The following is a 26997-nucleotide window of genomic DNA, read 5'->3' on the forward strand; positions in this document are numbered from 1 at the left end:
GGCGGGGCGGGCTCGGCCCGGCAGGGCGCGGCCCGGCAGCGGTGGGCTCAGGCCCGGGTGCCCTGGTCGCTCACGAGCGTGCCGATCTTCTCACCCTTGACGGCGCGGGCGATGTTGCCCTCGGCGAGCAGTTCGAAGACCAGGATCGGCAGCTTGTTGTCGCGGCACAGGGTGATGGCGGTGGCGTCGGCGACCTTGAGGTCACGGGAGAGCACCTCGCCGTACTCCAGCGCGTCGAACTTCACCGCTTCCGGGTTCTTCTTCGGGTCGGAGTCGTAGACCCCGTCGACGCCGTTCTTGCCCATGAGCAGGGCCTCGGCGTCGATCTCCAGGGCGCGCTGGGCGGCCGTGGTGTCGGTGGAGAAGTAGGGCATGCCCATGCCCGCGCCGAAGATCACGACGCGGCCCTTCTCCAGGTGGCGCACGGCACGCAGCGGGATGTACGGCTCCGCGACCTGGCCCATGGTGATGGCCGTCTGGACGCGCGAGTCGATGCCCTCCTTCTCCAGGAAGTCCTGGAGAGCGAGGCAGTTCATGACGGTGCCGAGCATGCCCATGTAGTCGGACCGGGCCCGGTCCATGCCGCGCTGCTGGAGTTCGGCACCGCGGAAGAAGTTGCCGCCGCCGATCACGATGGCGATCTCCGCGCCGTCGCGGACCACCGCGGCGATCTCACGCGCGATGGCGTGGACGACGTCGGGATCGACGCCGAGTCCTCCGCCACCGGAGAAGGCCTCGCCCGACAGCTTCAGCATGAAGCGGCGGCCCTTCTTGTCCTGGTCGCTCTTGTCGTCGGATGCGGTGTGGGGGTCCACGCCCTGATTCATGGAGATCTCCTCGTGCACATACGAAGAAGGCCATTGCCGGTGGGTCCTTGCGGTTCCCTCTACGGCAATGGCCTCCTCGTCAGATCTGCGGTCGCCCTGCGCGAGCGCGGACGACTGCCTCAGACCCTACCGGGGCCCGGTGTCCGTCGCGTACGGACAGACTCAGATGCCGACCTTGATGCGGCTGAAGCGCTTCAGGGTGACACCGGCCTCGTCCAGAACCTTCTGGACGGACTTCTTGTTGTCCAGCGCGTACGGCTGGCCGAGCAGGGTGGCGTCCTTGAAGAAGCCGTTGATGCGACCCTCGACGATCTTCGGCAGGGCAGCCTCGGGCTTGCCCTCCGCGCGGGTGACCTCTTCGGCGATGCGACGCTCGGACTCGACCTTCTCGGCCGGAACGTCTTCCTTGGAGAGCCACTGCGGGGCGAACGCGGCGATGTGCTGCGCGACGCCGCGGGCGACCTCGGCGTTCTCCTTGTCGAGCTCGACCAGGACGCCGATCTGGAACGGCAGGTCGGGCATCGTGCGGTGCATGTACGACGAGACGTAACCGCCGGTGAACTGCGTGAAGCGGTCCAGGACGATCTTCTCGCCGAGGTTGGCGTTGGCCTCGTCCACGAACGCCTGGACGGTCTTGCCGGCCTCGATCTCGGACGCGAGGAGCGCCTCGATGTCGGCGGGGGAGGTCGCGGCGACGTGGGCGGCGAGCTGGTTGGCGACGGCCACGAACTTCTCGCCCTTGGCGACGAAGTCCGTCTCGCACTTCAGCTCGACGAGGACACCGGAGGTGTTGTCGTCGGAGATGAGGGAGACGACGGCACCGTTCTCGGCAGAACGGCCCTCGCGCTTGGCGACGCCCTTCTGACCCTTGATACGGAGCGCTTCCATGGCCTTGTCGACGTCACCGTCGGAGTCCACGAGCGCGTTCTTGCAGTCCATCATGCCGGCGCCGGTGAGCTCGCGGAGCTTCTTGACGTCAGCGGCGGTGTAGTTCGCCATGAGTCTGGGATTCTCTCTCGAAGTCGTAGATCTACGGGTGAACGGCGGAGGCGCCGCGCATGTGGCGCGGCTCCCCCGCCGTCATCGTCCGTGCTGCGAGTGCCCGGCGCGTGAACGCCGGGCGCTCTCAGTGGGTCAGGCCTGCTCGGCGTCGGCGGCCGGGGCCTCGACAACCTCGGCGGCGGCCGGAGCGGCCTCGACCTCGGCCTCGGCGGCGGCCGGAGCCTCAGCCTCGACCTCAGCCTCGACCTCGGCGGCGGCCTCGGCCGGAGCGGCCTCGGCGTCGTCAGCCTTCTTGTCGCCCTCGAGCAGGTCGCGCTCCCACTCGGCGAGCGGCTCGGCGGCGGCCTTCTCGCCCGGCTTCGAGTCGCTGGTCGCAGCGCCGGAGCGGGCGATGAGGCCCTCGGCGACGGCGTCGGCGATCACGCGGGTGAGCAGGGTGACGGAGCGGATCGCGTCGTCGTTGCCCGGGATCTTGTAGTCGACCTCGTCGGGGTCGCAGTTGGTGTCGAGGATCGCGACGACCGGGATGTGGAGCTTGCGCGCCTCACCGACGGCGATGTGCTCCTTCTTGGTGTCGACGATCCAGACCGCGCTGGGGACCTTCGACATCTCGCGGATACCACCGAGGGTCTTCTCCAGCTTGATCTTCTCGCGGGAGAGGACCAGGAGCTCCTTCTTGGTGAGACCCGAGGCGGCGACGTCCTCGAAGTCGATCGCCTCAAGCTCCTTCAGACGCTGAAGGCGCTTGTAGACGGTGGAGAAGTTGGTGAGCATGCCACCGAGCCAGCGCTGGTTGACGTACGGCATGCCAACGCGCGTCGCCTGCTCGGCGATGGCCTCCTGGGCCTGCTTCTTGGTACCGACGAACATGATGGAACCGCCGTGGGCGACGGTCTCCTTCACGAACTCGTAGGCGCGGTCGATGTACGACAGCGACTGGAGCAGGTCGATGATGTAGATGCCGTTGCGCTCCGTGAAGATGAAGCGCTTCATCTTCGGGTTCCAGCGGCGGGTCTGGTGACCGAAGTGGACGCCGCTTTCCAGCAGCTCCCGCATCGTTACGACGGCCATGGCCATCTCCTTGGTTTCTCGGTTTGGTTCCTGACGCCCCGACGCGCCCTGCCCCGCTGAGGGACCGAGAGACGCTGTCACCAGGCCTTTTCGGGCTGGTGCTGGGGCGTGCGAAGTCGACCCGGTGACCCGGATCGCCACAAGAAGTGTACGGGACCCGGCGCCATGCCGGGTGACGCCGTTGTCCACACCCGCCGGACCGCCCACAGGCCCCGGCGCCGGCCGGCCGCGGGCGGGACCCTGAGCGGCATGACGACACTGCTGCTCAGCCTTTTCCTGACCCTGCTCCAGGCCGCCGCGCCCGGGATCCGCCCGCTGCCCGCGCCCTTGTCGGTGGCCCGCTGGTGGGATCCGCCGCCGGGTCCGTACGCGGCCGGGCACCGCGGGGTGGACCTGTCCGCGCCGGTGGGCGCGGAGCTGCGCGCCGTCGCCGCCGGCCGGGTCCACTACGCGGGCCAGGTCGCGGGCCGCGGGGTGCTCTCGCTCACGCTCCCGAACGGCCTGCGCACGACGTACGAGCCGGTCCGCCCGTTGGTCGCGGAGGGCGAGCAGGTCGCGGCGGGCCAGGTGGTGGCGGTCCTGACGGCGGGCTCCCACTGCCCGGCCCCGTGCCTCCACTGGGGCCTCCTGGCGGGCGAGACCTACCTCAACCCGCTGACCCTCGCCCCCCGCCCGACCCCACGCCTGCTACCGGTCCCCGGCCCCCTATGAGACCCCCCGCCCAGCCCCGCCGGCGTTTGAGGCGACCTTTCAGCCCCACCGGCGTTTGAGGCGACCTTCAGCCCGCCGGCGTTTGAGGCGCGGGGTCCGGGGGCGGAGCCCCGGGGACCTCAGCCCCGGACGCCCCGCAGCGCCATGGCGACGGCGGCCTCGGTGACAACGGCAGGATCCTCGGCCGCCCCGAGCTCGATCCGCCGAACGGCGGCGTCGACCACGCCCTGGAGCAGCATCGCGGCCAGCTTCGGCTCCGCCTGCCCCAGGGAGCTCAGGGCCTCGACGATCATCGCGACGAGCCCACCGTGCGCCGCACGGATCTTCTCCCGCGCCCCGGCGTCCAGCTCGCCGGCGGAGATCGTCACCACCGCCCGGTGCCGCCGGTCGCCCACCAGCCCCAGCTGACTGCGCACGTACGCCTCGATCTTCGCCTCCGGCGACCCCGCCTCGGACATCGCCGCCTCGATCTCGGCCGCCCACACGGGGAAGTCGACCGCACACAGCTCTTCGACGACGGCGGCGCGGGACCGGAAGTACTCGTACACGGAGGACCGGGCGAGCCCGGTCCGCTCCGCGAGGGCGGGGAAGGTCAGCGCTTCCGTCCCGCCTTCGGACAGCAGGGAACGCGCGGCGTCCAACAGGGCGCCGCGCTGCATCGACCGGTGCTCGGCCACGGAGGCCGCTCGAATCCTGGGCACGCGTCCACTCTACGGAGCTGCCGCAAGGTCAAGGGGCGTCAGCGCCCGACATCCGCCAGCTTCGCCCGCAGCTGCAGCACGGACTTGGTGTGGATCTGGCTGACGCGGCTCTCGGTGACGCCCAGCACGTTGCCGATCTCGGCCAGGGTGAGGCCCTCGTAGTAGTAGAGGGTCACCACCGTCTTCTCCCGCTCGGGCAGGGTGTTGATCGCCCGGGCCAGCAGCCGGCGCAGCTCGCGGTCCTCGGCCACCGCCACCGGGTTGTCCGCGGCGGTGTCCTCCAGGGTGTCCATCAGCGAGAGGCGGTCGCCGCCCTCCCCGCCGGCGTGCAGCAGCTCCTCCAGGGCGACGACGTTGGCCAGCGACAACTGACTGAAGACCGTGTGGAGTTCCTCCACGCCGATCCCCATCTCGCCGGCGACCTCGCTCTCTGTCGGGGTGCGGCGCAGCTGGGCCTCCAGCGTGGCGTAGGCCCGCTCCACGGCCCGCGCCTTCTGCCGGACCGAGCGCGGGATCCAGTCCAGCGCCCGCAGCTCGTCGATCATCGCGCCCCGGATGCGGGTGATCGCGTACGTCTCGAACTTGATGGACCGCTCGATGTCGAACTTCTCGATCGCGTCGATCAGCCCGAAGACCCCGGAGGAGACGAAGTCGGCCTGCTCGACATTGGGCGGCAGGCCGACGCTGACCCGGCCCGCCACGTACTTCACCAGCGGCGAGTAGTGCAGGATCAGCTGCTCCCGCAGCCGCTCGTCACCCGAGTCCTTGTACGAGCGCCACAGCACCTCCAGGGACGAGGGCGCGGTGGACCGCACGCCGCCGCGGGCAGCGGGGGGCACCGCAGCGCGGTCAGACCCTGAGGTGTGCTGGGGCATGCTTCGCCTTTGCCGGAGCCGGATTCGTTGGGAGCGTAGCGTGACGGTGGTGTCGCGGTGCGCGAAGAGTACGGGATCCCGCAGGGCCGCACGGGCGTCCCGACTCGCGCGGGCGGCCCGGGACCGGCGCCTGGCGCACGGTCCCGGCGGGTGCCACCGGGAAGGCCGCGTCTCTCATCGGCTTCACTCTTTCACCGGAACGCCCCAGGTCAATGACCGCCTCGCCGCACGCCACCGGTTTATGTGCCTCCTCCAGGTGATTGTCGGGTCAACTGCCAGCCGTCGCCCAGCCGTTCGACGAACCCCAGAGAGTGAAGTTCGTACAGTCTGCCGATGACTTCATCGGTGCCGGTGCCCGCGGCGAGGGCCACCTCCTCCAGGTTCGCGAGGCGGCCGGCCGGGAGCGCTTCGAGCACCCGGGCGGTGTCCCGGTCCAGGAGGTCGCGGGCGAGGACCGGGCCGCGGCGCGCCGGTGCCAGTTCGCCGATGGCGCCGACCAGTTCGATGACCTCGGCGGCGTCGGTGACGAGCGTCGCCTCGCCGCGCAGCAGCTCGTGCACCCCTGCGGAGAGCCCGCTGGTGGCGGGCCCCGGGACGCCCATGGTCAGCCGCCCGAGCTCACGGGCCCGGCGGGCGGTGACCAGGGATCCGCTGCGGAGGGCCGCCTCGACCACGACCGTGCCCCGGGTGAGGGCGGCGATGACGCGGTTGCGCAGGACGAACCGGCTGGGCGTGGGGTGGCTGCCGGGCGGCAGCTCCCCGATGACCAGCCCCTGGGCGGCGATCCGGCCGAGCAGCCCGGAGTGCCCTCGGGGGTACGCCACGTCCACCCCACAGGCCAGCACCGCGGCCGTGGCTCCGCCCGAGGAGATGGCTCCGCGGTGGGCGGCGGCGTCGATCCCGTACGCCGCGCCGGAGACGACCACCCAGCCCCGCTCGGTGAGCCCGGCGGCCAGGGTCTGGGCCATGTGCGCCCCGTACGGGGTGCAGGCGCGGGCCCCGACCAGGGCGACGGAGCGCAGCGCCCAGGTCCGCAGGTCCGGCCGGCCCCGCAGCCACAGCCCGACGGGCCGGGCGTCGCCGAGGTCGTCCAACTGGGTCGGCCACTGCGCCGACCCCGGGCAGACGAACCGGCAGCCCGCCTCGGCGGCGGTCTCGAGGTCGCGCCAAGGATCGGCCAGGGCGGCCCGCCTGCGGTACCCGGCGAGCCGGTCCGCCCCCACCCCGCCCAACACCCCCGCCTCCTCCTCGCTCCCGCCCAGCAGCCGTACCAGCCCGACGGCCCCGTGCTCCCGCAGCCACCGCCCCCCGATCTCCTCGCCGGGCTCCAGCACCCGCGTCAACGCCACCCGCGCGAGCACCTCCGGCGTCATGACCGCTCCCCGGTCAGGAGCGGGACCCCCCGTGCGATCCCCGTACGCAGTTCGAGCGCCACGGCCACGTCGAGCGAGTCGGGGCGGTCCCGTCCCGCGAGGTCCGCCACGGTCCAGGCGACCCGCAGCACCCGGTCGAGGCCGCGGGCGGTGAGCAGCCCTCGCTCCAGGTCCCGCTCGGCCTGGGCGAGCGCTCCGGGGGCGGGCTGCCAGCGCGTGCGCAGCTCGCGCCCGGGGACCTCGCTGTTGATCCTCCAGGGGGTGTCGGCCAGGCGGTGCGCCGCTCGCGAGCGCGCCTCCCTGACCCGTTCGGCGACGGTGGCGCTGTCCTCGCCCCGCCCCTGTTCGGTCAGCAGGTCGGACCGGCTGACCGGCTCCACCCCGATGCGCAGATCCACCCGGTCCAGCAGCGGACCGGACAGCCGGGCCTGGTAGCGCCTGATGGAGGAGGGTGCGCAGTCGCAGCCCGCACCGTGCAGGGTGTGCCGCCCGCAGGGGCACGGATTGGCCGCCAGCACCATCAGGAAGCGGGCGGGCAGACGCACCACCCCGGCCGCGCGGGCCACCACGATCCGCCCCGACTCGAGGGGTTGGCGCAGCGCGTCCAGCACCTGGGGACGGAACTCCGGTGCTTCGTCGAGGAACAGCACTCCTTTGTGTGCCAGCGAGACCGCGCCGGGTCTCGGCAATCCGCTGCCGCCGCCGACCAGGGCCTGCATCGTCGCGGAATGGTGGGGCGCGCAGTACGGCGCGGCGGTCACGAGGGGCTCGCCCGGCGGCAGGATCCCGGCGACCGAGTGGACGGCGGTGACCTCCAGCGACTCCTGCCGGGTGAGCGGGGGCATGATTCCCGGCAACCGCTCGGCCAGGAGTGTCTTTCCCGCTCCGGGAGGACCGCTCAGGAAGAGGTGGTGTCCCCCGGCCGCGGCCACTTCCAGGGCCCGCCGGGCGGAGCGCTGCCCCGCCACGTCCGCGAGGTCCAGCCCCTCCGCGCCCCCGGCGGAACTCACGATGCCCAGGCCCGCACCCGGGAGGGTCAGGCCCGCCAGTATCGGGTCGGGGCGCCCCGGGTGGTCCGGGGGCTCTTCGTCCGGGACCACGCCGTCGGTCAGGACCGCGATGAGCTGGCGCAGGCTGCGCACGCCCAGCACCGAGACGTCCGGGACGAGGGCGGCCTCGGCGGCGCACTGCTGGGGCACCACCACCTGCCGGTAGCCCGCCTCGGCGGCGGCGAGGACCGCCGGGAGGATCCCCCGGACCGGTCGCACCCGGCCGTCCAGGCCCAGCTCCCCGATGAGTACGAGATCGGCGATGGCCCGGGGGTCGACCACCTCGGCGGCGCCCAGGACCGCCACGGCCACGGCCAGGTCGAAGCCGGCGCCGGATTTCGGCACCGAGGCCGGGCTGAGCCCGACAGTGAGCTTCTTCTGCGGCCAGGCGGCGCCCGAGTTCACCACGGCGGCCCGCACCCGGTCGCGGCTCTCGACCAGGGTCTTGTCGGGCAGCCCCACCAGGGTGAAGGCGGCGACCCCCGGTTCCAGATCGGCCTGCACCTCCACCACCACGCCGTCGACGCCCGCCAGGGCGACCGAGCAGGCCCGCGCGAACCCCATCAGGCCGCCCCCCTGACGTGCTCCACCACGGGCGCACCGCGCCGCGGCAGCAGGACACCCACGAGGTCGATGCGCACCCCGCCCGGGGGTGGTCCGCCGTGGTCGGCGAGCCAGCGCCCGGCGAGCCGGCGCAGTCGCTCGGCCTTGCCCGGCCGCAGGGCGGCCATGGGGTGCTCGAACTCCCCCGCCCGCCGGGTCTTGACCTCGCACAGGACGAGGGCGTCCCCGTCCCGCGCGACGATGTCGATCTCCCCGCTACGGCACCGCCAGTTCCGTGCGATGACGGTCATCCCGGCCTCGGTCAGCCGCCTGACCGCGAGCTCCTCGCCGTACCGCCCCAATGCTTGCTGTGCCACGCCCTTCGCGTTCATCCGGCACCACCTCCGGCACCGAAGATCCCGTGTCCCCGCCCACCTTGTGGATCTTGGTGGACAACCGGGGCGTTGTGGACAACGCCCTCACCCCTGCGAGGGAATCTGCGGGAGAACCTGCGAGGAGCCGGCCTCTCAACTGCCCGGAAGTTCGAGGTCGCTCTTGTTGAGCTCCTCGATGTTCACGTCCTTGAAGGTCAGCACCCGCACCTGCTTCACGAAGCGGGCCGGCCGGTACATGTCCCAGACCCAGGCATCGGCCATCGAGACCTCGAAGAACACCTCGCCCTGGACCGAGTGCACCTGCATCTCGTAGTCGTTGGTGAGGTAGAAACGGCGTTCGGTCTCGATCACATACTTGAACAGCCCGACGACGTCGCGGTACTCGCGATAGAGCTTCAGCTCCATCTCGGTCTCGTACTTCTCGAGGTCCTCGGCACTCATGGCATGTTCCCCTTCAGCCGTGCGTCCCCCTATTGTGCGCCAGGCCCTCGCGCCCCTAAACGATTTCCGGGGCCAGGATCACCGGCGCACCCGGAGGCCCGTCGACGAGCAGCGTACGGAGCAGCTCGGCGAGTCTGGTCGGGTACACCGTCTCATGTGCCGTGAGAAGTTCCTCGGAGGTCCACCACCTGGCTCCGGTGACGCTGCGCCGCTCCAGCTCGGTGAGCCCGCCCATCTCGGTCACCGTCTGCGCCGTACGGGCCAGGAAGTACCACTCGTCCTGCTCCCAGCGCCGCCCGTCGAAGGGGAAGGAGCAGTACCGCTGCCACAGCACGGGCCCCAGCTCCACCTCGGTGATGCCGGTCTCCTCGGCCAGCTCCCGCAGCGCGGCCTGCTCCCGGCTCTCCTCGCCCTCCAGGCCGCCGCCCGGGGTGAACCACCAACTGTCCGCCGGGTCCGCCGGTTCGAAGCCGTGCAGCAGCAGGATCCGGTCGTCCGGGTCCAGCAGGATCACCCGTGACACCTTCCGCGGGCCCTCGCCAGGCCCCGCCGCCGAAGCGGAGGCCGACGCGTCCGCGCCCTGCCCAGCGTCAGCGGGCACCGGCCCGCTCCTGCCGCCGCCCGCGCCCGAGGACCCGTACGACCGGCCCGTAGGCGGCCCCCAGCACCACCAGGGCGGCTCCGGCCAGGACCGCGGTCAGCTGCAGCCGCAGCGGTCCGGACCGGGAGATCCCGCCGGGCAGGCCGGCGTACGTCTGCGGCCGCTCCAGCATCGACACCGAGGGCCAGGCCACGGCGTCGACCCGGGCACTGACCGCCGACCGGGCCACCGTCCCCTGTCCGGCCTCCTGCAGGTGCGCCCGGGAGTCCAGCGAGGCACCTCGCCGGTCGCCCAGCAAGAAGAGGTTGCCCTCGGGCACGGTCACCTCGAACGCCGTCCGCGAGGCGCCCGCGTCCGGCGCGCCGACCACATCGAGCTTCTCCTCCTCGATGTACGGCTCGTCCAGCTCCTTGCCGTTCACGGTCAGCCGCCCACCGGCGCCACAGCACTTGACCGTGTCCCCGCCGACACCGACGACCCGCTTGACCATGGGCGAATCGCTCCACGCGGTGTCGGTGAAGATCACCACGTCGCCGCGGCGCACCTCGCCGCCGCCGATCCGCTGCGCCAGCACCCGGTCCCCGGGCCTGACCGTCGGCATCATCGAATCGGTCGGCACCGTGTACGGCTGGTACACGAGCGCTCCCCACACGAAACCACCGAGGAAGAGCACAAAGCCGATGGCCACGGCGAGACCCGACAACACGTTGCCGAGACCGCCGCGGCCACCGTCGCCACGTATCGCTCGTCCTGCCTGTGTTCCGCCCATTGCAGCAACCCCAACCCGGAGATCGTCGACCTGGGCGGCACCCTACCCGGCGGTACGCCCGCTGGTCAGCCTCCGGCGGCGCCACAGTACGACCGGTACCGCGCCGGTGAGTCCCAGCGCGGCCGGAGCGAGCCCGACCGGCCCCAGCCCGGAGGCCCCGAGGCCGAGCGCGGTGGCCTTGGCCTGGTTGCCGATGCCCGGCTGGTCGAAGGTGTCCGGGACCGGGAGCGTGGCCCAGCGGGTGACCGGCCAGGCGACGACCACGGCGCGCCCGACGACCTTGTCGACCGGCACGAAGCCCTGGGTGGAGTCCTGCATGTGGTAGCGGGAGTCCTGGGAGTTCTGGCGGTGGTCGCCCATGACCCAGATCTTGCCCTTGGGCACGGTGATCGGGCCGAACGGGGCGTCGTCGCACGGGGTGTTGCCGGGGTAGATGTACGGCTCGTCGAGCTCCTTGCCATTGACGACGACCGGTCCCCCCTTCTTGCACTCGACCGTGTCACCGCCGATGGCGATGGTCCGCTTGATCAGGTCCTTCTCCTCAGCCGACGGCATCAGGCCGATCCAGCTGAGGGCCTTCTGCGCGAAGTTCGGCTCCGGGGTGGGCTCCCCGGACAGCCAGTTCGCCGGGTCGTGGAAGACCACGACCTCGCCGCGCTCGGGCTCCGAGCCGAACCACGGGGTCAGTTTGTCCACGAGCACCCGGTCGCCGCGCTGCAGGGTGTTCTGCATCGAGTCGGACGGGATCGAGAACGCCTGCACCAGGAAGGTCTTGATCAGCAGAGCGAGGAGGAGGGCGATGCCGACCAGGAGCGGCAGCTCCTTCCAGAACGAGCGGTGCGGGCGCGCGGCCTTGCCAGCGTCAGCGTCCTCACCCTCGGCGGCCTTGTGCTCGACGGCATCGTCCGGCCGCTCATCGCCTTCATCGCGTCCGGATCGTGCGCCTACCGCCACATCCCCCACATCCACTCCCTCACTCGGATTCGCCGCCCGTACCGGATCAGACACGGGCCCTCCCCTCCCTTAACGAGCGGGAGTTCCCGAAGGCGCGGGAGACCGAGGACACACTATGCGAACGACGCGCCCCCGCGGCGCCGACGGGGCGCGCGCCGCCCGCGACGCGCCCGATCGGGCACCATGCGGAAGGTGGCGGGCTGTTCCAGCCGTTGCCAGTGGCCGAAGGGCCAGGCGATGACGACGGCCTCGCCCACGACCCCGTCCTCGTCGACGGTGCCCTGGAAGCCCTCGTCAAGGTGGTAGCGGGAGTCGGCGGAGTTCGCCCGGTGGTCACCCATGACGAACAGCCGCCCCTGCGGCACCTGCACCTCGAAACGGATCTCCGAGGGGGAGTTGCCCGGGTTCACGTACGGCTCGTCGAGCGGCGAGCCGTTGACCGTGACCCGGCCCCGGGCGTCGCAGCACTTGACGGTGTCCCCGCCGACCCCGATGACGCGCTTGATCAGGTCCTGCTCGTCGGCCGAGGGCAGCAGACCGATGAAGGTCAGGGTCTGCTTGATCTGCTTGACCACGACCGGGTCCGGCGCGGGCCGGGCCGCCTCTCCGCTGAGCCAGCCCCCGGGGTCCTTGAACACGACGATGTCGCCGCGCTCGACCTTGGAGCCGAACCACGGCGTCAGCTTGTCCACGAGCACGCGGTCGCCGATCCGGATCGTCTGCTCCATGGAGCCCGACGGGATGAAGAAGGCCTGCACCAGGAAGGTCTTGAGCAGCAGGGCGATGCACAGCGCGACCACCACCAGCAGGGGCAGCTCCCCCGCCCGGCGGGTGCGTCGGCGCCGCCGGACGCGGCGCGCCAGCCGGCGCCGTTCGGCCCGGCCGCCGCCTTCCGGCACGGCGACCGGCTCCGGCTCCGGCTCCGGTTCCAGCTCCGGTTCCGGTTCGGGCTCCCGTTCGGCCCGGGGCCGGCCCCGGCTACCCATGTCCGCCGCCCGCGTAACCCCAGCGCGAGACGGGCCAGCCGATCCAGTCGGCCCGCCCGATCACCTTCTCCACCGGCACCATCCCCCCGCCCGGTTCCCCCAGGTGGTCCCGGGAGTCCCGGGACTGGGAACGATGATCACCCATGACCCACAGGGTCCCAAGGGGTACGACGATGCGGAAGGGCACCTTCGAGGGTTCGTCGCCGGGGAACAGGTACGGCTCCTCCAGCGCGACCCCGTTGACCTTGATCCGGCCGCCGGCGTCGCAGCACACCACGTCGTCGCCCCCGACACCCACGACCCGCTTGACGAAATCGGTGTCGGAAGGCTCCGCGAGGCCGAGCGCCGAGCCCGCGCCGTGCAGGGCCGTACCGATCGGATTGTCCGCCGGGCGTTCCCGTACGAAGGAGCCCGTGCCGTCGAACACCACCAGGTCACCCCGTCGCGGCTCGTCGCCGAAACGGTACGCCAGCTTGTTGACCAGCACCCGGTCCCCGACCTCCAGCGTCGGCTCCATCGACCGGCTCGGGATCAGGAACGGCTGGACCACGAAATTGCTGAGCAGCAGCAGGAAGACGGTGCAGGCCGCGCCGAGCAGCCCCGCGCGCCGCCAGGTCAGCAAGGAGCGGGCCCCGGGAAACGCAAAACGCGGCCGCTCCTCCCCCTCGCCGGGGGAAGAGTGGCCGCGCTGCGTGTGAGGTGCTTCGGTGTCCATCGGGGGCGAGCCTATCCGGCCGACCCCGGACCCCGGAGGGGACCTCAGTTGTCGCGCTTCTCCTTGATCTTCGCGGCCTTGCCGCGGAGCTCACGGAGGTAGTACAGCTTCGCACGGCGCACGTCACCGCGGGTGACGAGCTCGATCTTCTCGAAGATCGGGGAGTGGACCGGGAAGGTACGCTCCACGCCGACGCTGAAGGAGACCTTGCGAACGGTGAAGGTCTCGGAGACGCCAGAGCCCTGGCGACGGATGACAACACCCTTGAACTGCTGGATACGGGAGCGGTTGCCCTCGATCACGCGGACGTGCACGTTGATCGTGTCACCCGGGCGGAAGGCCGGGACGTCCGAGCGGAGCGCGGCGGCGTTGACGCCATCGAGCAGGTGAGACATGTTCTTCGTCTGCTTTCTTCGCACGACGCCACAGGTCGCCGGTGCGGGTTTCCGTAGAGAGTTCGGAAGCCGTGTCACTCGGCGGGCGACGTTCCCCCTGTGGCAGGGGCGCACGCGAGCACACAGCAGCCGCCTATTCTTCCACGGCCTCGGGCCTACGCCAAAATCGGCCGTCGGGGGTCGGCTTCCAGCCCAGGATGCTGAGCGCTTCCCGGTCCTTCTTGTCGAAGGCGGAGGCCTCGCAGCGCTCGATCAGGTCGGGCCGGTTCAGCGCGGTGCGGCGGAAGGCCTCGTCCCGGCGCCAGCGGGCGATCTTCCCGTGGTGACCGCTGAGCAGCACCTCCGGGATGCCGCGGCCGCGCCACTGCGGGGGCTTGGTGTAGACGGGCCCCTCCAGCAGGTTGGCCATCTCGCCGGGCGCGAAGGAGTCGTCCCGGTGCGATTCGGCGTTGCCGAGCACCCCGGGCAGCAGCCGCGCCACGGCCTCGGTGACGACCAGGACGGCCGCCTCGCCGCCGGCCAGCACGTAGTCGCCGATGGAGACCTCGTAGACCGGGATGCGGGTGGCGTACTCGTCCATGACCCGGCGGTCGATGCCCTCGTACCGGGCCGGGGTGAAGATCAGCCAGGGGCGCTCGGAGAGCTCGACGGCGAGTTCCTGGGTGAACGGCCGGCCGCTGGGGGTGGGGACGACCATGACGGGGCCGTGCGCGCCGGCCTCGTAGCCGTCGGCGAGCGCCGCGTCCAGGGCTTCGCCCCACGGCTCGGTCTTCATGACCATGCCGGGACCGCCGCCGTACGGGGTGTCGTCCACCGTGTTGTGCCGGTCGTACGTCCATTCCCGCAGGTCATGGATGTGTACGTCGAGCTGCCCGCGCGCCCGCGCCTTGCCGACGAGGGAGACGTTGAGCGGCTCCAGGTACTCGGGAAAGATCGTGACGACGTCGAGACGCATCAGGCGTCTTCCCCTGCGGCGTCTTCCGCTGCGGCGTCTTCCCCGGGGGCCTCGTCACGGGTCGAGTCGATGACCGCGTCGCGCTCGTCGATCAGGCCGGGGGGCGGGGTGATGACGCAGCGCTGTTCGACCAGGTCGATCTCGGCGACGATCTCCTCGACGAAGGGGATCATCACCTCGGTGCCGTCCGGCCGCTCCACGATGAAGAGGTCCTGCGAGGGCAGGTGGGAGATCTCGGTGATCCGGCCGATCTCGGTGCCGTCCTCCAGGACGACGTCGAGGTCCATCAGCTGGTGGTCGTAGTACTCGTCCGGCTCCTGCGGCATCTGCGCCGGGTCCACCTCGGCGATGAGCAGGATGTTGCGCAGGGCCTCGGCGCCGGAGCGGTCCTTGACTCCCGCGAAGCGCAGCAGCAGCCTGCCGCTGTGCACCCGGCCCGTCTCGATGGTCAGCGGTCCCGCCGACGCCGGTTCGGTCTGGAGCACGGCACCGGGCCCGAGCCGCAGCTCCGGCTCATCGGTCCGTACCTCGACCGTGACCTCACCCTTGATCCCGTGGGCGCGGCCGATCCGCGCGACTACCAGCTGCACTCTCTGTCTCTCCTGTTCAGACGACGACGGGCCGGGGCGGGCACTGGTGCCCTCCCCGGCCCGTGCCGGTGATTCAACTTCTCAGCGGACCTGGTCCACGTCGACGAGGTCGACGCGGATCCCGCGGCCGCCGATGGCGCCCACGACGGTACGCAGAGCACGTGCGGTGCGGCCGTTGCGGCCGATCACCTTGCCGAGGTCGTCGGGGTGAACCCGGACCTCGAGCACCTGCCCGCGGCGCAGGTTGCGCGAGGCGACCTGCACTTCGTCGGGGTTGTCCACAATGCCCTTCACGAGGTGCTCAAGAGCCTCCTCGAGCATGATCAGGCCTCGGTCGACTCGGCGGTGGCCTCAGCCTCGTCCGCCTTCTTGTCGGCCTTCTTCTTCTGCGTGATGGCCTCGCCCTTGCCCTCGCCGATGCCCTCGAGGGCCTTGGCGAACTCGTCGAAGGTGCGACGCTTGCTCTCCTTCGTCTCCGGCTGCAGCAGCGGCGCGGGGGCCGGGAGGCCCTTGTGCGCCTGCCAGTCACCGGTCAGCTTCAGGATGGCGAGCACAGCCTCGGTGGGCTGGGCACCAACGGACAGCCAGTACTGCGCACGCTCGGCGTTGACCTCGATGCGCGACGGGTTGTACGTCGGGTGGTAGATACCGATCTCTTCGATCGCGCGACCGTCACGGCGGGTGCGGGCGTCGGCGACGACGATGCGGTAGTGCGGCTGGCGAATCTTGCCGAGGCGCTTGAGCTTGATCTTGACTGCCACTGGAGTGGTGTCTCCTGAACTTGACGTGGTTGGGCACATGAGATGCCACGTGGGGTTGCGGTACTCGGATGCCCGATGGACGCGTCAGCCGGAGGAGAGAGGGGTCCTATGCGACTGTCGAGTACAGCTAGCCATTGTGCCATACGCCTGCGGCGCGCTCAGCCGCGAGGAGATCCCGCACCCGGGATGAGACCGTCGGTCCGGGCCGGCCGCCCGCTCACGGGCCGAACGGCCGGTCGGCCCGCCGACGAACGCGCGGGGCCCGGGCCGCGCCCGGCGGCTCAGGAGGCCGCCGCGATGGCGACCTCGGGGATGCGGAAGGGCTTCATGCAGCCGCCGCACACGATCGGGGCCTGGGCCAGCACGGACGGGACGACCCGCACATTGCGCCCGCAGTCGCACACCGCCTTGACGCGCACCCCGCCGCCGGAGGAGCCGTGGCGGGCGGCCGGCCCGCGGAAGCTGCGCTTGGTGTCGGCGGCCGTGGCGACGGTGTGCGCCTTGAGCGCCCGCTGGAGGCGCTCCATGGTCGGGCGGTAGCGCCGCTTCGCCTCGGGGTTGAGCGAGACCAGCGAGAAGCCGCTGCTCGCGTGTGGCTCGTCGGAGTGGTCCAGCCCCATCTCCTCGGCGATCGCGAGGAATCTGCGGTTGTGGTAGCGGCCTGCGCGCGAGGTGTCACGCACTCCGCGCGCTGCGGCGATGCCGTGGACTGCCTCGTGCAGCAGTCGCTCGAAGGAGAGCTCGGCGCCACAGGCGGACGAGGACTCTCCGATCAGGGACTCGGGCGCGGCAAGGTCAGGCAGCTCGGGGTGGTACCGCTGAATATCGGCCCACGCCTGCGCCAGCTCTGCGGCGAGAACAGGTGGTGTCGTGCTCACGTCGTGACAACGAGCCGGGGTGCCCCGGTGTTCCGATTCCGGGCCATTCCAAATTTTTTGCACGTACCAGTCAGTTCAGTCTCATGCGTCCCGAGGAGGACGGGTGCGCCGATCTCAGGAGGAGTCGGTACGTAATGACGACTACACCCCGGCGCGCGGCACGAGGCCGCACGCCGGGGTGCAGGAGTCACTCAGTACGAGCGCGCGACGATCGCGAGGGTACCGGGGGCGTCGTCCGTCTCCGGAACCGAACCGTCGGCCGCGATCAGGCAGCGCACGGAGACGGCCTGCTCGGCCAGCTTGGCCTCGCCCTCGGGGCCGAGGTCGGCCCACGGGATCCGCGCCCAGCCGCCGGCGATGGCGGCCTCGGCGGCCTCCTCGATGGTCGAGACGTCGGAGGTACGGGCCTCACGGCGCTCGCGGGACTCGCGCAGCAGCTGCGCCTGGTCCTCCTCGAGCACCTTGGGCAGCAGGTCGGCGAGCGCGTCGATCTGCACCGGGGTCTTGCCGCCCGGGATGCGGCGGGCCAGCATCGCGGTGCCGGCCTCCAGGTCGCGGGGGCCGATCTCGATGCGGACCGGTACGCCCTTGAGCTCCCAGTCCACGGCGCGGCGGCCGAAGGGGGTGTCCACGCGGTCGTCGACCTGCACGCGGAGACCGGCGGCCTTCAGCTGGGCGCCGAGCTCGCGGACCTTGGTGACGGCCTCGTCGCCCTTGATCGCCATGACGACGACCTGGACGTGCGCGAGGCGCGGCGGGACCCGCAGGCCGTTGTCGTCTCCGTGCGACATGATCAGGCCGCCGACCATGCGGGTCGAGACGCCCCACGAGGTCTGCCAGACGAGCTCCTGCTTGCCTTCCTTCGACAGGTACTGGGTGTTGAAGGCCTTGGCGAAGTTGGTGCCCAGCTCGTGGCTCGTGCCCAGCTGCAGGGCCTTGCCGTCGCCCATCATGCCCTCGAGGGTGAGGGTGTTGATGGCGCCGGCGAAGCGCTCCTTGGCGGTCTTGCGGCCGAGCACGACGTCGATGCCGAGCACGTTCGTCATGAAGTCGCCGTAGACGTCGCGGTGGATCCGGGCGGCGTAGTCGCGGGCGTCCTCGTACGTGGTGTGGGCCGTGTGGCCCTCCTGCCACAGGAACTCGCTCGTACGGAGGAACACGCGCGGGCGCATCTCCCAGCGGACCACGTTGGCCCACTGGTTGATCAGCAGCGGCAGGTCGCGGTAGCTCTGGACCCACTTGGAGAAGTAGTCGTTGATGATCGTCTCGGAGGTGGGCCGGACGACGACCGGCTCATCCAGCTCCTTGCCGCCGCCGTGCGTGACGACCGCGAGCTCGGGGGCGAAGCCCTCGACGTGCTCCGCTTCCTTCGTCAGGTACGACTGCGGGATGAACAGCGGGAAGTACGCGTTCTGGGCGCCCGCGTCCTTGATGCGCGCGTCCATCTCCTGCTGCATCCGCTCCCACAGGCCGTAGCCGTACGGCCGGATGACCATGGTGCCGCGGACCGGACCATTGTCGGCCAGCTCGGCCTTGTTGATCAGATCCTGGTACCAGCGGGGGAAATCCTCCGCCTGAGGGGTGAGAACGGGTGCCTTTGCCATGGCGCGAATGGTACGGCGCCGGGCGCGCCGAGCGTGAATCGGGTGGCGCACTCCTCTGGACGCCGGGGCGAATCGGGAGTTCTCTGGCAGCGGGGACATGGGGGCGACATGGAATCAGGAGCGCTCTTTCGATGACACCGACGCCGACGGCGACGCTCGTCGCCCGGGACTGGGCGGAGATCCAGGAACGGATGCTGGTACCGCTGTACGAGGCGGTCTACGACCGGCTGGAGGTCGGCCCCGGCGACCGGCTGCTCGGCCTGGACTGCGGGGCCGGACTGCCCCTGCTGCTGGCCGCGGGGCGGGGCGCCTCGGCCACCGGCGTGGAGCCGGATCCGGCACGGCGCGCACTGGCGAGGGAGCGGCTGCTGGAGGTGGTGGCGGCTCCCCCGGTGCCCACGGCGCGCCCGTACGACGTCCTGCTGGCCTTCTCGCCCGGCCCGGGATCCCTGGCCGCGGCGCTGCCCGCGGTCCGGCGGGGCGGCGCGGTGGTGCTGGCCGACTGGGGTCCGCCGGAGCGGTGCACGGTGCCGGCGGTGCTGGGCGGCGGCCCCGAGCCGCGGGATCTGGACGCGGCGGTCGAGCGGGCGGGCCTGCGGCCGGACGGCTCGGGGAGGGTGTTCTGCCCCTTCGGGTACGCGGACGTGGACAGCGCGGTGCGGGGGCTGCTGTCGACGGGCCTGTACGACGGGGCCGCGGCGGGTGATCCCGCGGTGGCGGAGAAGGAGCTGGCGGAGTCCCTTCACCCGTACGAGCGGCCGGACGGAGCCGTCTGGCTGCCGAACATCTTTCGCTACGTGGTGGCCCGCACGGCCTGAGGCCGTGCGGGGGCGTCATTTGGTCAGCCGGGTGATGCCCGCGGCGGCGTAGGCGGCGGCCTCCTCCAGCGTCTCGTTCGCCAGCAGCGCCTGCGCGAGGGCGTCCAGCTTGTGCCGGTTCTCCACGAGCAGCCGGCAGGCCTCCACGTAGCACTCGTCCACGATGCGGCGCATCTCGTGGTCGACCGCGTCGAGGGTGGCGGGGGCGGCGGACAGGCCGTACGGACCCTGCCCGTCGGACGGGATGGCGGTGAGCTTGCCGACGCGCTCGCTCATGCCCCAGCGTCCGACCATCCCGCGCACGATGTTGGTGACCTGTTCGAGGTCGTTCTCCGCGCCCGTCGTGACGACGTTGTAGACGGTCTGCTCGGCCGCCATGCCGCCCAGCGCGCCGATGATGCGGCCGCGGAGGTACTCCTCCGTGTACGCGTAGCGGTCCGCGTCCGGGGTGGACAGGGTCACGCCCAGGGCCCGGCCGCGCGGCACGATGGTGATCTTGCGGACCGGGTCGGCGCCCGGCTGGAGCATGCCCAGCAGGGCGTGGCCGCTCTCGTGGTACGCCGTACGGCGGCGCTCCTCCTCCGGCATGACCAGCGGCCGCTCGGCGCCCAGCTGAACCTTCTCCAGCGCGTCCGAGAGGTCCGACTGGGTCACCGCGCTCTGCTGGCGCTTGACCGCCAGCAGGGCCGCCTCGTTGGCCAGGTTGGCGAGCTCGGCTCCGGTCATGCCCGGGGTCGTGCGGGCCACCTGGGCCAGGTCGACGCCTTGGGCCAGCGGGATCTCCCGGGTGTGGATGCGCAGGATCGCCTCGCGGCCGGCGCGGTCCGGCGGGGAGACGGCCACCGTGCGGTCGAAGCGGCCGGGGCGGGTCAGCGCGGGGTCCAGGACGTCCGCTCGGTTGGTCGCGGCCAGGACGACCACGCCCTCCGAGCCGGAGAAGCCGTCCATCTCGGTGAGGATCTGGTTCAGGGTCTGCTCGCGCTCGTCGTGGCCGCCCATGGCGGCGCCGCCGCCGCGGGCCCGTCCGATCGTGTCGATCTCGTCGATGAAGACGATCGCGGGGGCCACTTTCCGTGCCTCGGAGAAGAGTTCGCGCACCCGGGAGGCGCCCACACCGACGATCATCTCGATGAACTCGGAGGCGGAGGCGGAGAAGAAGGGCACCCCGGCCTCCCCCGCGACCGCGCGGGCCAGCAGGGTCTTGCCGGTCCCCGGCGGGCCGGCCAGCAGGACACCGCCCGGCATCCGGGCGCCCATCTTGCGGTACTGCTCCGGGTTCTTGAGGAAGTCGACGACGTCGTTGAGCTCGCCGGTGACCTCGTCGATGCCGGCCACGTCCTCGAAGGTGGTGCGCGTGGCGCCCTCCTCCAGTTCCACCGGCTTCGGCGGAGCCTTGCGGCCGAGCCCGCCCATGCCGCCCATCGCCGATCCCATCCGGCGGGCGATGAGCAGCCACAGGCCGACCAGGAGCAGCATCGGGGCGAGCGAGATCAGCAGGTTGGCCAGGAAGCTGCGCTGTACGACCACCGGGGAGGCGGTGACGTTGACGTTGTGCTTGGTGAGGTTGGCCCACAACTCGTCGTCGGCGAAGGCCGGGCGCTGGGTGACGAACTTGGTGTAGTCGCCCTTGCCCCCGTCGGGCACGGGCTGCTTGTTCTTCAGCTGGCCCTGGATGGCGTCGCCCTTGGAGTAGATCTTCGAGACGTTGCCGTCGGCTACCTGCTTGCTGAACTCCGTGTAGGAGACCGTCGGCTCGTCGCCCTCGTTGAAGAAGGACAGCACGAGGTTGGTGATCAGGTAGACGATGAGCGCGGCGAGGATCAGCCCCCGCCAGCCGCCGGGCATCTTCTTCTTGGGCGGCGGGGTGGGCGGTGCGCCCTCCGAGCGCCAGGGGGTGTCGGCCCGGTCGCGCGGCGGTACGGGGGTGGGGCTGGGCACGTGGCCTCCTTATGCCGTCCTCCCGGCCGACGATAAAGGACAAACCTGATCATTGCCCACACAAAAAGGGAGGGCCCCGGCCGCGCGACCTGGGGGTCACGAGTGCGGCCGGGGCCTCCCCCGCGTACTGGCGTACGTCCTACTTCATGAACTTCTTGAACTCGTCCGGGAGGTCGAAGTCCTGACCGGGCTGGGCGCCACCGGTCGGAAGGCCGAACGGGTTGCCGCCGGCCGCGGGCTCCTCGGCCTGCGGGCCCTGCTCGCGGCGCAGGGCGGCCGCGGCCTCCTCTTCCTTGCGCTTCATCGGGTTGCCGCTCTTGCGCTTGCCCTTGGCCTGCTTGACCTGCTTCTTCTGCCGGCCGGGGCCGCCACCCATGCCCGGCATGCCCGGCATCCCGGGCATGCCGCCGCCCTGAGCCATGCGGGACATCATCTTGCGGGCCTCGAAGAAGCGCTCGACGAGCGACTTCACGGCGCTGACCTCGACGCCGGAACCCTTGGCGATACGGGCGCGGCGCGAGCCGTTGATGATGTGCGGGTCCTGGCGCTCGGCCGGGGTCATCGACTTGATGACCGCGGCGGTGCGGTCCACGTCGCGCTCGTCGATGTTGTTGATCTGGTCCTTGATCTGACCCATGCCCGGGAGCATGCCGAGCAGCTTGGAGATGGAGCCCATCTTGCGGACCTGCTCCATCTGGGCCAGGAAGTCGTCGAGCGTGAACTCCTTCGGCCCCTTCGCCAGCTTGGCCGCCATCTTCTCGGCCTCGGCCTGGCTGAAGGTCTTCTCGGCCTGCTCAATGAGGGTGAGCATGTCACCCATGTCGAGGATCCGGCCCGCCATGCGGTCGGGGTGGAACGCGTCGAACTCGTCGAGCTTCTCGCCGTTCGAGGCGAACATGATCTGCTTGCCGGTGACGTGCGCGATGGAGAGCGCCGCGCCACCGCGGGCGTCGCCGTCGAGCTTCGAGAGCACGACGCCGTCGAAGCCGACGCCGTCGCGGAAGGCCTCGGCGGTGTTGACCGCGTCCTGGCCGATCATGGCGTCGACGACGAAGAGGATCTCGTCGGGGCTGACGGCGTCGCGGATGTCCGCGGCCTGCTGCATCAGCTCGGCGTCGATGCCGAGACGGCCGGCGGTGTCGACGACGACCACGTCGTACTGCTTGGTGCGCGCGTACTCGATGGAGTCCTTGGCCACCTGGACCGGGTCGCCGACGCCGTTGCCGGGCGCGGGCGCGTAGACCGCGACGCCGGCGCGCTCCGCGACCACGGAGAGCTGGTTGACGGCATTGGGGCGCTGGAGGTCGCACGCGACGAGGAGCGGGGCGTGGCCCTGCCCCTTGAGCCACAGGCCGAGCTTTCCGGCGAGGGTGGTCTTACCGGCACCCTGGAGACCGGCCAGCATGATCACGGTGGGGGCGGTCTTGGCGAACCGCAGCCGCCGGGTCTCGCCGCCGAGGATGGAGACCAGCTCGTCGTTGACGATCTTGAGGACCTGCTGGCCCGGGTTCAGGGCCTTGGAGACCTCTTCGCCGCGGGCGCGCTCCTTGACGTTCGCGATGAAGGAGCGGACCACGGGAAGTGCGACGTCGGCCTCGAGGAGGGCGATACGGATTTCCCGCGCCGCAGCGTCGATGTCCTGCTCGGAGAGGCGGCCTTTGCCCCGGAGGGACTTGAAGGTCGCGCTGAGGCGGTCGGAAAGCGTATCGAACACGGTGGTCGCGATTCCTCGGGTCGGGGGCGGTGTGGTCGTCCCCCAGGGTATCGGGCCGCGCCACCGGCCAGGCCCCGCGGGCGGCAATCCCGGGGCTCCGCACCGGACCCCGCACCTCAAACCCCGGCGGGGCCGGTTTCGGCTGATGCCGCCCGCCGCCCTCGTCGGGGTCCGAGGCGCGCGGTCCCGGGCTACGACAGGGCCGCCTGCACCGTGCTCGCCAGGGCGGCGGCCTCCCGCGGGGGCAGGGGTTTGCCGTCCGCGTCGACCACGTACACCGTGTCCACCGCGTTCGCGCCGAGGGTGGAGACGTGCGCACTGCGCACCCGGACGCCGCCGCCCTCCAGCGCCCGCCCGATCCGGTGCAGCAGCCCGACGGCGTCGGGGGCCCGGACCTCCAGGACGGTGGCCAGGGAGGAGACCTCCGGGACCACCACGACCCGGGGCGGCGGCGGGACCACACCCCGCCGGCGCGGGTACGCCGCCTCGCGGTCCGCGAGCTTCGCCGGGACGTCCAGCGAGCCGTCCAGTGCCCGGACCAGGTCCGTACGCAGCCGGGCCGCCTGCGGCAGGGAGCCGTACTCCGCGGCCACCCGCCAGCGCAGCACCAGGACCTCGCCGAGCTGGTCCGGCAGCTCCAGGGAGCGCAGGTCGGCCGCCCGGACCGTCAGCCGGTGCAGTGCCAGCACCCCCGCCACCGCCGGGAGGACCCCCGGCTGGTCGGGGACGGCCACCACCAGCTCCACCCCGACGGCGTCCTCCTCCTGGCGGGCGTGCAGCGCCAGCACCGGCTCGCGGGTGCGCAGCGCCTCCACCGCGAGGCGTTCCTGCTCCGTCGTCGGGATCTCCAGCTCCGTGACGGCGGGCACCGTACCCCGCAGGACGGCCGCGACCCGTGCGACGAGGTCCGCCACCAGCGAGCCGCGCCACGCGCTCCACGCGGCCGGCCCGGTGGCCAGGGCGTCGGCCTCGGTCAGCGCGTGCAGTACCTCCAGCGTGCCGGGCGACCCGACGGCGTCCGCCACCGATTTCACGGTCGCCGGATCGTCCAGGTCCCGCCGCGTCGCGGTGTCGACCAGCAGCAGGTGGTGGCGTACGAGCGTGCCGAGCACGGCCACGTCCGGCGCGTCGAAGCCGAGGCGTACGGCCACGTCGCGCGCGATCGTCTCCCCCGCCACCGAGTGGTCCCCGGGCCAGCCCTTGCCGATGTCGTGCAGCAGGGCGGCCATCAGCAGCAGGTCGGGGCGGCCGACCCGGCGGGTGAGCGCCGAGGCCCGCACCGCCGTCTCGATCAGGTGCCGGTCCACCGTCCAGGTGTGCACCGGGTTGTGCTGGGGCCGGCACCGCACCCGCTCCCAGTCCGGGAGCAGCCGGGTGATCAGGCCCTCCGCCTCCAGCGCCTCCCAGACGGCCACCGTCGGCTCGCCCGCCCCCAGCAGGGTCAGCAGTTGCTCGCGCGCCTCGGCCGGCCAGGGCACCGGCAGGGGCTTGGCCTGCGCCGCGAGCCTCCGTACGGCGTGCAGGGACACGGGCAGACCCGCCTGCGCGGCCGCCGCGCCGAAGCGCAGCGGGAGCACCGGGTCCCGGTCCGGGCGCGCGGCCAGGGCCAGTACGGCCTCGCCGTCGGACTCCACGACCCCCTCGGCCAGCGGCGCACGCTCCACCGCCGGGGCCCCCCGGGTGCCCAGCAGCCCGCGCAGCCTCGGCCGGGCCGCCCGCGCCCTCAGCACACGCCCGACCTCCCGCCAGGTCACGTCACCGGCGTACGAGACCACCCGCGCGGCCTCGTACACCTCGCGCAGCAGCGCGTCCGCGTCGAGCAGCCCGAGCTGGGCGGCGACCTGCGGCTGCTCCTGGAGCGCGAGCCGGTCGGTGGCGCGGCCCGTCACCAGGTGCAGCGCGTCCCGCGCGTCGAGCAGCCGCCGCCGGGCTTCGGCGAGGCCCTCGCGCGGGGCGTCGGCCAGCCAGGACGCCGCCACGGCCCGCAGTGCGGTGACGTCCCGGAGCCCGCCGCGGGCCTCCTTGAGGTCGGGTTCCAGCAGGAAGCGGAGCTCCCCGGCCCGGTCGGCCCGCTCGCGGCACAGGGAGTGCAGCTCGGGCAGGCGCTTGACCGCCTGGTTTCGCCAGTCGGCCAGTACGGAGGTGCGCAGCGCGGCGAGCAGCCCGACGTCGCCCGCGACGGGCCGGGCGTCCAGCAGCCCGAGGTGCACCTTGAGGTCCTCGGCGGCGGTCTTGCGGGCCTGTGCCGGGGTGCGCACCGAGTGGTCCAGGGCGACGCCCAGGTCCCACACCGGGTACCAGAGCCGGTCGGCGAGCGTGCTGAGCGCGCTCGCGTCGGCCTTGCCGTCGTGGAGCAGCACCAGGTCGAGGTCGCTGCGCGGGGAGAGTTCGGCGCGTCCGTAGCCGCCGACGGCGACCAGGGCGGCGCCCCGGACCCCCGTCTCCCGTACGGCGGCCGCGAACAGCGCCTTCAGCCAGTCGTCGGTCAGGCCGGCCAGGGCGGAACGCCGCGAAGGCCCGGACCGCGACTCCTCCTGGAGGAGTCGCAGCCGGGCCGCGGCGTACCCGCTGGGTCCCGAGTCGGCCGTGTGGTCCGTGGTCTCTTCGACGCTCGTCACCCAGGAGCTCCCGTCACCTAGAGCGCGTCAGCGCCGCGCTCGCCGGTGCGGACCCGGATGATCGAGTCCACGGGGATGCTCCACACCTTGCCGTCGCCGATCTTGCCGGTCTGGGCGGCCTCGACGATGACCCGCATCACGTCCTCGGCGTCGTCGTCCTCGACGACCACCTCGACGCGGATCTTCGGTACGAGGTCCACCGTGTACTCGGCGCCCCGGTAGACCTCGGTGTGGCCGCGCTGGCGGCCGTATCCGTTGGCCTCGGAGACCGTGAGGCCGTGGACGCCGAACCGGTGGAGGGCTTCCTTGATCTCGTCCAGCCGGTAGGGCTTGACGATCGCGGTGATCAGCTTCATGCGTCAACCTTCTTGCTCGCGGCGGCAACGGGGGTCGGTGCGGCGGTGCTCCGCGAGGAGGAACCGCCGCCGGCTCCGCTGAAGTCGTAGGCCGTCTCGGCGTGTTCGACCTGGTCGATGCCGGACACCTCGTCGTCCTCGGGTACGCGCATCCCCATCGTCTTGTCGATGAGGAGGGCGAGTACCGCGGACGCCACGAGAGAGTAGGCGAGGACGGCGAAGACTCCCACGGCCTGCTTGCCGAGCTGCTCCAGACCGCCGCCGTAGAAGAGGCCCGCGGCCTCGGACTGGACCCCGCCGGTGGCGAAGAGGCCGACGAGGAGGGAGCCGATGACACCGCCGACGAGGTGGACGCCGACCACGTCGAGGGAGTCGTCGTAGCCGAACTTGTACTTCAGGCCCACGGCCATGGCGCAGACGACACCGGCGATGGCGCCGATGGCGATCGCGCCGAGCGGGGAGCAGGAGCCGCCGGAGGGGGTGATGGCGACGAGGCCGGCGACCGCGCCGGAGGCGGCGCCGAGGGTGGTGAAGGAGCCGTGGCGCAGCTTCTCGTACGCCAGCCAGGCGAGCATGGCGGCGGCGGCGGCGACCTGGGTGTTGACGAACATGACCGCGCCGACGCCGTCATCGTTGCCGAGCCAGGATCCGGCGTTGAAGCCGAACCAGCCGAACCACAGCAGACCGGCGCCGAGCATCACGAGCGGGAGGCTGTGCGGGCGCATCGGGTCCTTCTTGAAGCCGACGCGCTTGCCGATGACGAGGATCACGCCGAGGGCCGCGGCGCCCGCGTTGATGTGGACGGCGGTGCCGCCCGCGAAGTCGATGACGCCGAGCTCGAAGAGCCAGCCGCCGGCGCCCCAGACCCAGTGGGCGACGGGGAAGTAGACGATGGTGACCCAGAGGGTGATGAACAGGACCCAGGCGCTGAACTTCACGCGGTCGGCCAGCGCACCGCTTATCAGGGCGGGGGTGATGACGGCGAACATCAGCTGGAAGACGGCGAAGACGTAGACCGGGATGGTGTAGCCGTCCCAGAGCTCGGTGATGCCGATGCCGCTGAGGCCGACGTAGTCGGAGTTCCAGCCGATGAGGGAGCCGGAGTCGGTGCCGAAGGCGAGGCTGAAGCCGTAGAGGACCCACAGGATCGTGACGATCCCGAGGCTGATGAAGCTCATCATGAGCATGTTGAGACTGCTCTTGACGCGGACCATGCCTCCGTAGAAGAAGGCGAGGCCCGGGGTCATCAGCATGACCAGGGCGGAGCAGATGAGCATGAACCCGGTGTTCGCGGCAGACAGCGTCGGGGCGTCTGCCGCGAGGGTCGTGATGGCTGATGCCATCGGCGTCTCCTCGT

The 26997-nt window shown here is 71.6% G+C and carries 28 protein-coding genes; 2 read left to right on the top strand and 26 right to left on the bottom strand.

Annotated features, from left to right (window positions below; genetic code table 11):
- Positions 1 to 47: 47 nt before the first annotated feature.
- The 3 genes from pyrH to rpsB form a co-directional block, all read right to left on the bottom strand.
- Positions 48 to 827, bottom strand: coding sequence for a UMP kinase (pyrH, locus tag ACFWB8_RS06675; RefSeq protein ID WP_385223371.1), 780 nt, complete (start codon positions 825 to 827; stop codon positions 48 to 50).
- A gap of 162 nt (positions 828 to 989) precedes the next feature.
- Positions 990 to 1826 carry a translation elongation factor Ts gene (tsf, locus tag ACFWB8_RS06680; protein WP_385223373.1) on the bottom strand — a complete coding sequence of 279 codons (837 nt, stop codon included), beginning with the start codon at positions 1824 to 1826 and terminating at the stop codon, positions 990 to 992.
- Positions 1827 to 1961: 135 nt separating this feature from the next.
- Positions 1962 to 2900 carry a 30S ribosomal protein S2 gene (gene rpsB / locus ACFWB8_RS06685; RefSeq protein WP_385223375.1) on the bottom strand — a complete coding sequence of 313 codons (939 nt, stop codon included), beginning with the start codon at positions 2898 to 2900 and terminating at the stop codon, positions 1962 to 1964.
- A gap of 249 nt (positions 2901 to 3149) precedes the next feature.
- Between rpsB and ACFWB8_RS06690 the strand changes: the two genes are divergently transcribed.
- The gene (locus tag ACFWB8_RS06690) at positions 3150 to 3611 is read left to right on the top strand and encodes a M23 family metallopeptidase (RefSeq protein ID WP_385223377.1); all 462 of its coding nucleotides are present in this window, start codon (positions 3150 to 3152) and stop codon (positions 3609 to 3611) included.
- A gap of 119 nt (positions 3612 to 3730) precedes the next feature.
- Here the strand turns inward: ACFWB8_RS06690 and ACFWB8_RS06695 are convergent, their stop codons facing one another.
- From ACFWB8_RS06695 to proS, 18 genes are all read right to left on the bottom strand, one after another.
- Positions 3731 to 4288 (bottom strand): TetR/AcrR family transcriptional regulator, encoded by a 558-nt coding sequence (locus tag ACFWB8_RS06695; RefSeq protein WP_385223424.1) that lies wholly within the window; start codon positions 4286 to 4288, stop codon positions 3731 to 3733.
- A gap of 62 nt (positions 4289 to 4350) precedes the next feature.
- Positions 4351 to 5187 (bottom strand): RNA polymerase sigma factor WhiG, encoded by an 837-nt coding sequence (gene whiG / locus ACFWB8_RS06700; RefSeq protein WP_385223378.1) that lies wholly within the window; start codon positions 5185 to 5187, stop codon positions 4351 to 4353.
- 239 nt (positions 5188 to 5426) lie between these two features.
- Positions 5427 to 6560, bottom strand: coding sequence for a DNA-processing protein DprA (gene dprA / locus ACFWB8_RS06705; RefSeq protein ID WP_385223380.1), 1134 nt, complete (start codon positions 6558 to 6560; stop codon positions 5427 to 5429).
- On the bottom strand, positions 6557 to 8173 hold the full coding sequence (locus tag ACFWB8_RS06710) for a YifB family Mg chelatase-like AAA ATPase (RefSeq protein WP_385223382.1): 1617 nt from the start codon (positions 8171 to 8173) through the stop codon (positions 6557 to 6559). Before ACFWB8_RS06710 ends, dprA begins: the two co-directional genes overlap by 4 nt.
- On the bottom strand, positions 8173 to 8544 hold the full coding sequence (locus tag ACFWB8_RS06715; RefSeq protein ID WP_385223384.1) for a YraN family protein: 372 nt from the start codon (positions 8542 to 8544) through the stop codon (positions 8173 to 8175). Before ACFWB8_RS06715 ends, ACFWB8_RS06710 begins: the two co-directional genes overlap by 1 nt.
- 135 nt (positions 8545 to 8679) lie before the next feature.
- The gene (locus ACFWB8_RS06720; protein ID WP_005311352.1) at positions 8680 to 8988 is read right to left on the bottom strand and encodes a DUF2469 domain-containing protein; all 309 of its coding nucleotides are present in this window, start codon (positions 8986 to 8988) and stop codon (positions 8680 to 8682) included.
- 55 nt (positions 8989 to 9043) lie between these two features.
- Positions 9044 to 9589: an NUDIX hydrolase gene (locus ACFWB8_RS06725; protein WP_385223386.1), complete on the bottom strand. Its 546-nt coding sequence runs from the start codon at positions 9587 to 9589 to the stop codon at positions 9044 to 9046.
- Entirely contained in the window at positions 9579 to 10358 is a 780-nt protein-coding gene (gene lepB, locus ACFWB8_RS06730) for a signal peptidase I (protein ID WP_385223388.1), read from the bottom strand. Before lepB (ACFWB8_RS06730) ends, ACFWB8_RS06725 begins: the two co-directional genes overlap by 11 nt.
- Positions 10359 to 10400: 42 nt before the next feature.
- On the bottom strand, positions 10401 to 11312 hold the full coding sequence (gene lepB, locus ACFWB8_RS06735) for a signal peptidase I (RefSeq protein WP_385223390.1): 912 nt from the start codon (positions 11310 to 11312) through the stop codon (positions 10401 to 10403).
- A 113-nt stretch (positions 11313 to 11425) separates the two neighbouring features.
- Entirely contained in the window at positions 11426 to 12298 is an 873-nt protein-coding gene (lepB, locus tag ACFWB8_RS06740) for a signal peptidase I (RefSeq protein WP_385223392.1), read from the bottom strand.
- Positions 12291 to 13013, bottom strand: a complete 723-nt coding sequence (gene lepB / locus ACFWB8_RS06745) for a signal peptidase I (RefSeq protein ID WP_385223394.1) — start codon at positions 13011 to 13013, stop codon at positions 12291 to 12293. The genes lepB (ACFWB8_RS06740) and lepB (ACFWB8_RS06745) overlap by 8 nt, the downstream gene beginning before the upstream one ends.
- Positions 13014 to 13057: 44 nt before the next feature.
- Positions 13058 to 13408, bottom strand: a complete 351-nt coding sequence (gene rplS, locus ACFWB8_RS06750) for a 50S ribosomal protein L19 (RefSeq protein ID WP_365917480.1) — start codon at positions 13406 to 13408, stop codon at positions 13058 to 13060.
- Positions 13409 to 13541: 133 nt separating this feature from the next.
- Positions 13542 to 14363, bottom strand: a complete 822-nt coding sequence (trmD, locus tag ACFWB8_RS06755; RefSeq protein WP_385223396.1) for a tRNA (guanosine(37)-N1)-methyltransferase TrmD — start codon at positions 14361 to 14363, stop codon at positions 13542 to 13544.
- A complete protein-coding gene (gene rimM / locus ACFWB8_RS06760; protein WP_385223398.1) occupies positions 14363 to 14953 on the bottom strand; it encodes a ribosome maturation factor RimM in 591 nt (196 codons plus the stop codon). Before rimM ends, trmD begins: the two co-directional genes overlap by 1 nt.
- 81 nt (positions 14954 to 15034) lie before the next feature.
- Positions 15035 to 15274, bottom strand: a complete 240-nt coding sequence (locus tag ACFWB8_RS06765; RefSeq protein WP_030011889.1) for an RNA-binding protein — start codon at positions 15272 to 15274, stop codon at positions 15035 to 15037.
- 2 nt (positions 15275 to 15276) lie between these two features.
- The gene (gene rpsP, locus ACFWB8_RS06770; protein WP_385223400.1) at positions 15277 to 15714 is read right to left on the bottom strand and encodes a 30S ribosomal protein S16; all 438 of its coding nucleotides are present in this window, start codon (positions 15712 to 15714) and stop codon (positions 15277 to 15279) included.
- Between the two features lie 281 nt (positions 15715 to 15995).
- Positions 15996 to 16592, bottom strand: coding sequence for a hypothetical protein (locus ACFWB8_RS06775; protein WP_385223402.1), 597 nt, complete (start codon positions 16590 to 16592; stop codon positions 15996 to 15998).
- A gap of 191 nt (positions 16593 to 16783) precedes the next feature.
- On the bottom strand, positions 16784 to 18196 hold the full coding sequence (gene proS, locus ACFWB8_RS06780) for a proline--tRNA ligase (RefSeq protein ID WP_385223404.1): 1413 nt from the start codon (positions 18194 to 18196) through the stop codon (positions 16784 to 16786).
- A gap of 131 nt (positions 18197 to 18327) precedes the next feature.
- Between proS and ACFWB8_RS06785 the strand changes: the two genes are divergently transcribed.
- On the top strand, positions 18328 to 19014 hold the full coding sequence (locus ACFWB8_RS06785) for a class I SAM-dependent methyltransferase (RefSeq protein ID WP_385223406.1): 687 nt from the start codon (positions 18328 to 18330) through the stop codon (positions 19012 to 19014).
- A 15-nt stretch (positions 19015 to 19029) separates the two neighbouring features.
- Here ACFWB8_RS06785 and ftsH read toward each other — a convergent pair whose 3' ends face one another.
- The 5 genes from ftsH to ACFWB8_RS06810 form a co-directional block, all read right to left on the bottom strand.
- The gene (ftsH, locus tag ACFWB8_RS06790; protein ID WP_385223425.1) at positions 19030 to 20859 is read right to left on the bottom strand and encodes an ATP-dependent zinc metalloprotease FtsH; all 1830 of its coding nucleotides are present in this window, start codon (positions 20857 to 20859) and stop codon (positions 19030 to 19032) included.
- Positions 20860 to 21091: 232 nt separating this feature from the next.
- Complete coding sequence (gene ffh, locus ACFWB8_RS06795; protein ID WP_385223408.1) at positions 21092 to 22666, bottom strand: signal recognition particle protein; 1575 nt, start codon at positions 22664 to 22666, stop codon at positions 21092 to 21094.
- 191 nt (positions 22667 to 22857) lie between these two features.
- On the bottom strand, positions 22858 to 25284 hold the full coding sequence (locus ACFWB8_RS06800; RefSeq protein WP_385223410.1) for a [protein-PII] uridylyltransferase: 2427 nt from the start codon (positions 25282 to 25284) through the stop codon (positions 22858 to 22860).
- A 17-nt stretch (positions 25285 to 25301) separates the two neighbouring features.
- Complete coding sequence (locus tag ACFWB8_RS06805) at positions 25302 to 25640, bottom strand: P-II family nitrogen regulator (protein WP_365917489.1); 339 nt, start codon at positions 25638 to 25640, stop codon at positions 25302 to 25304.
- The gene (locus ACFWB8_RS06810; protein ID WP_385223411.1) at positions 25637 to 26983 is read right to left on the bottom strand and encodes an ammonium transporter; all 1347 of its coding nucleotides are present in this window, start codon (positions 26981 to 26983) and stop codon (positions 25637 to 25639) included. Before ACFWB8_RS06810 ends, ACFWB8_RS06805 begins: the two co-directional genes overlap by 4 nt.
- Positions 26984 to 26997 lie beyond the last annotated feature (14 nt).

The sequence above is a fragment of the Streptomyces sp. NPDC060031 genome, from assembly GCF_042736805.1.
In the GTDB taxonomy this organism is placed as follows: Bacteria; Actinomycetota; Actinomycetes; order Streptomycetales; family Streptomycetaceae; genus Streptomyces.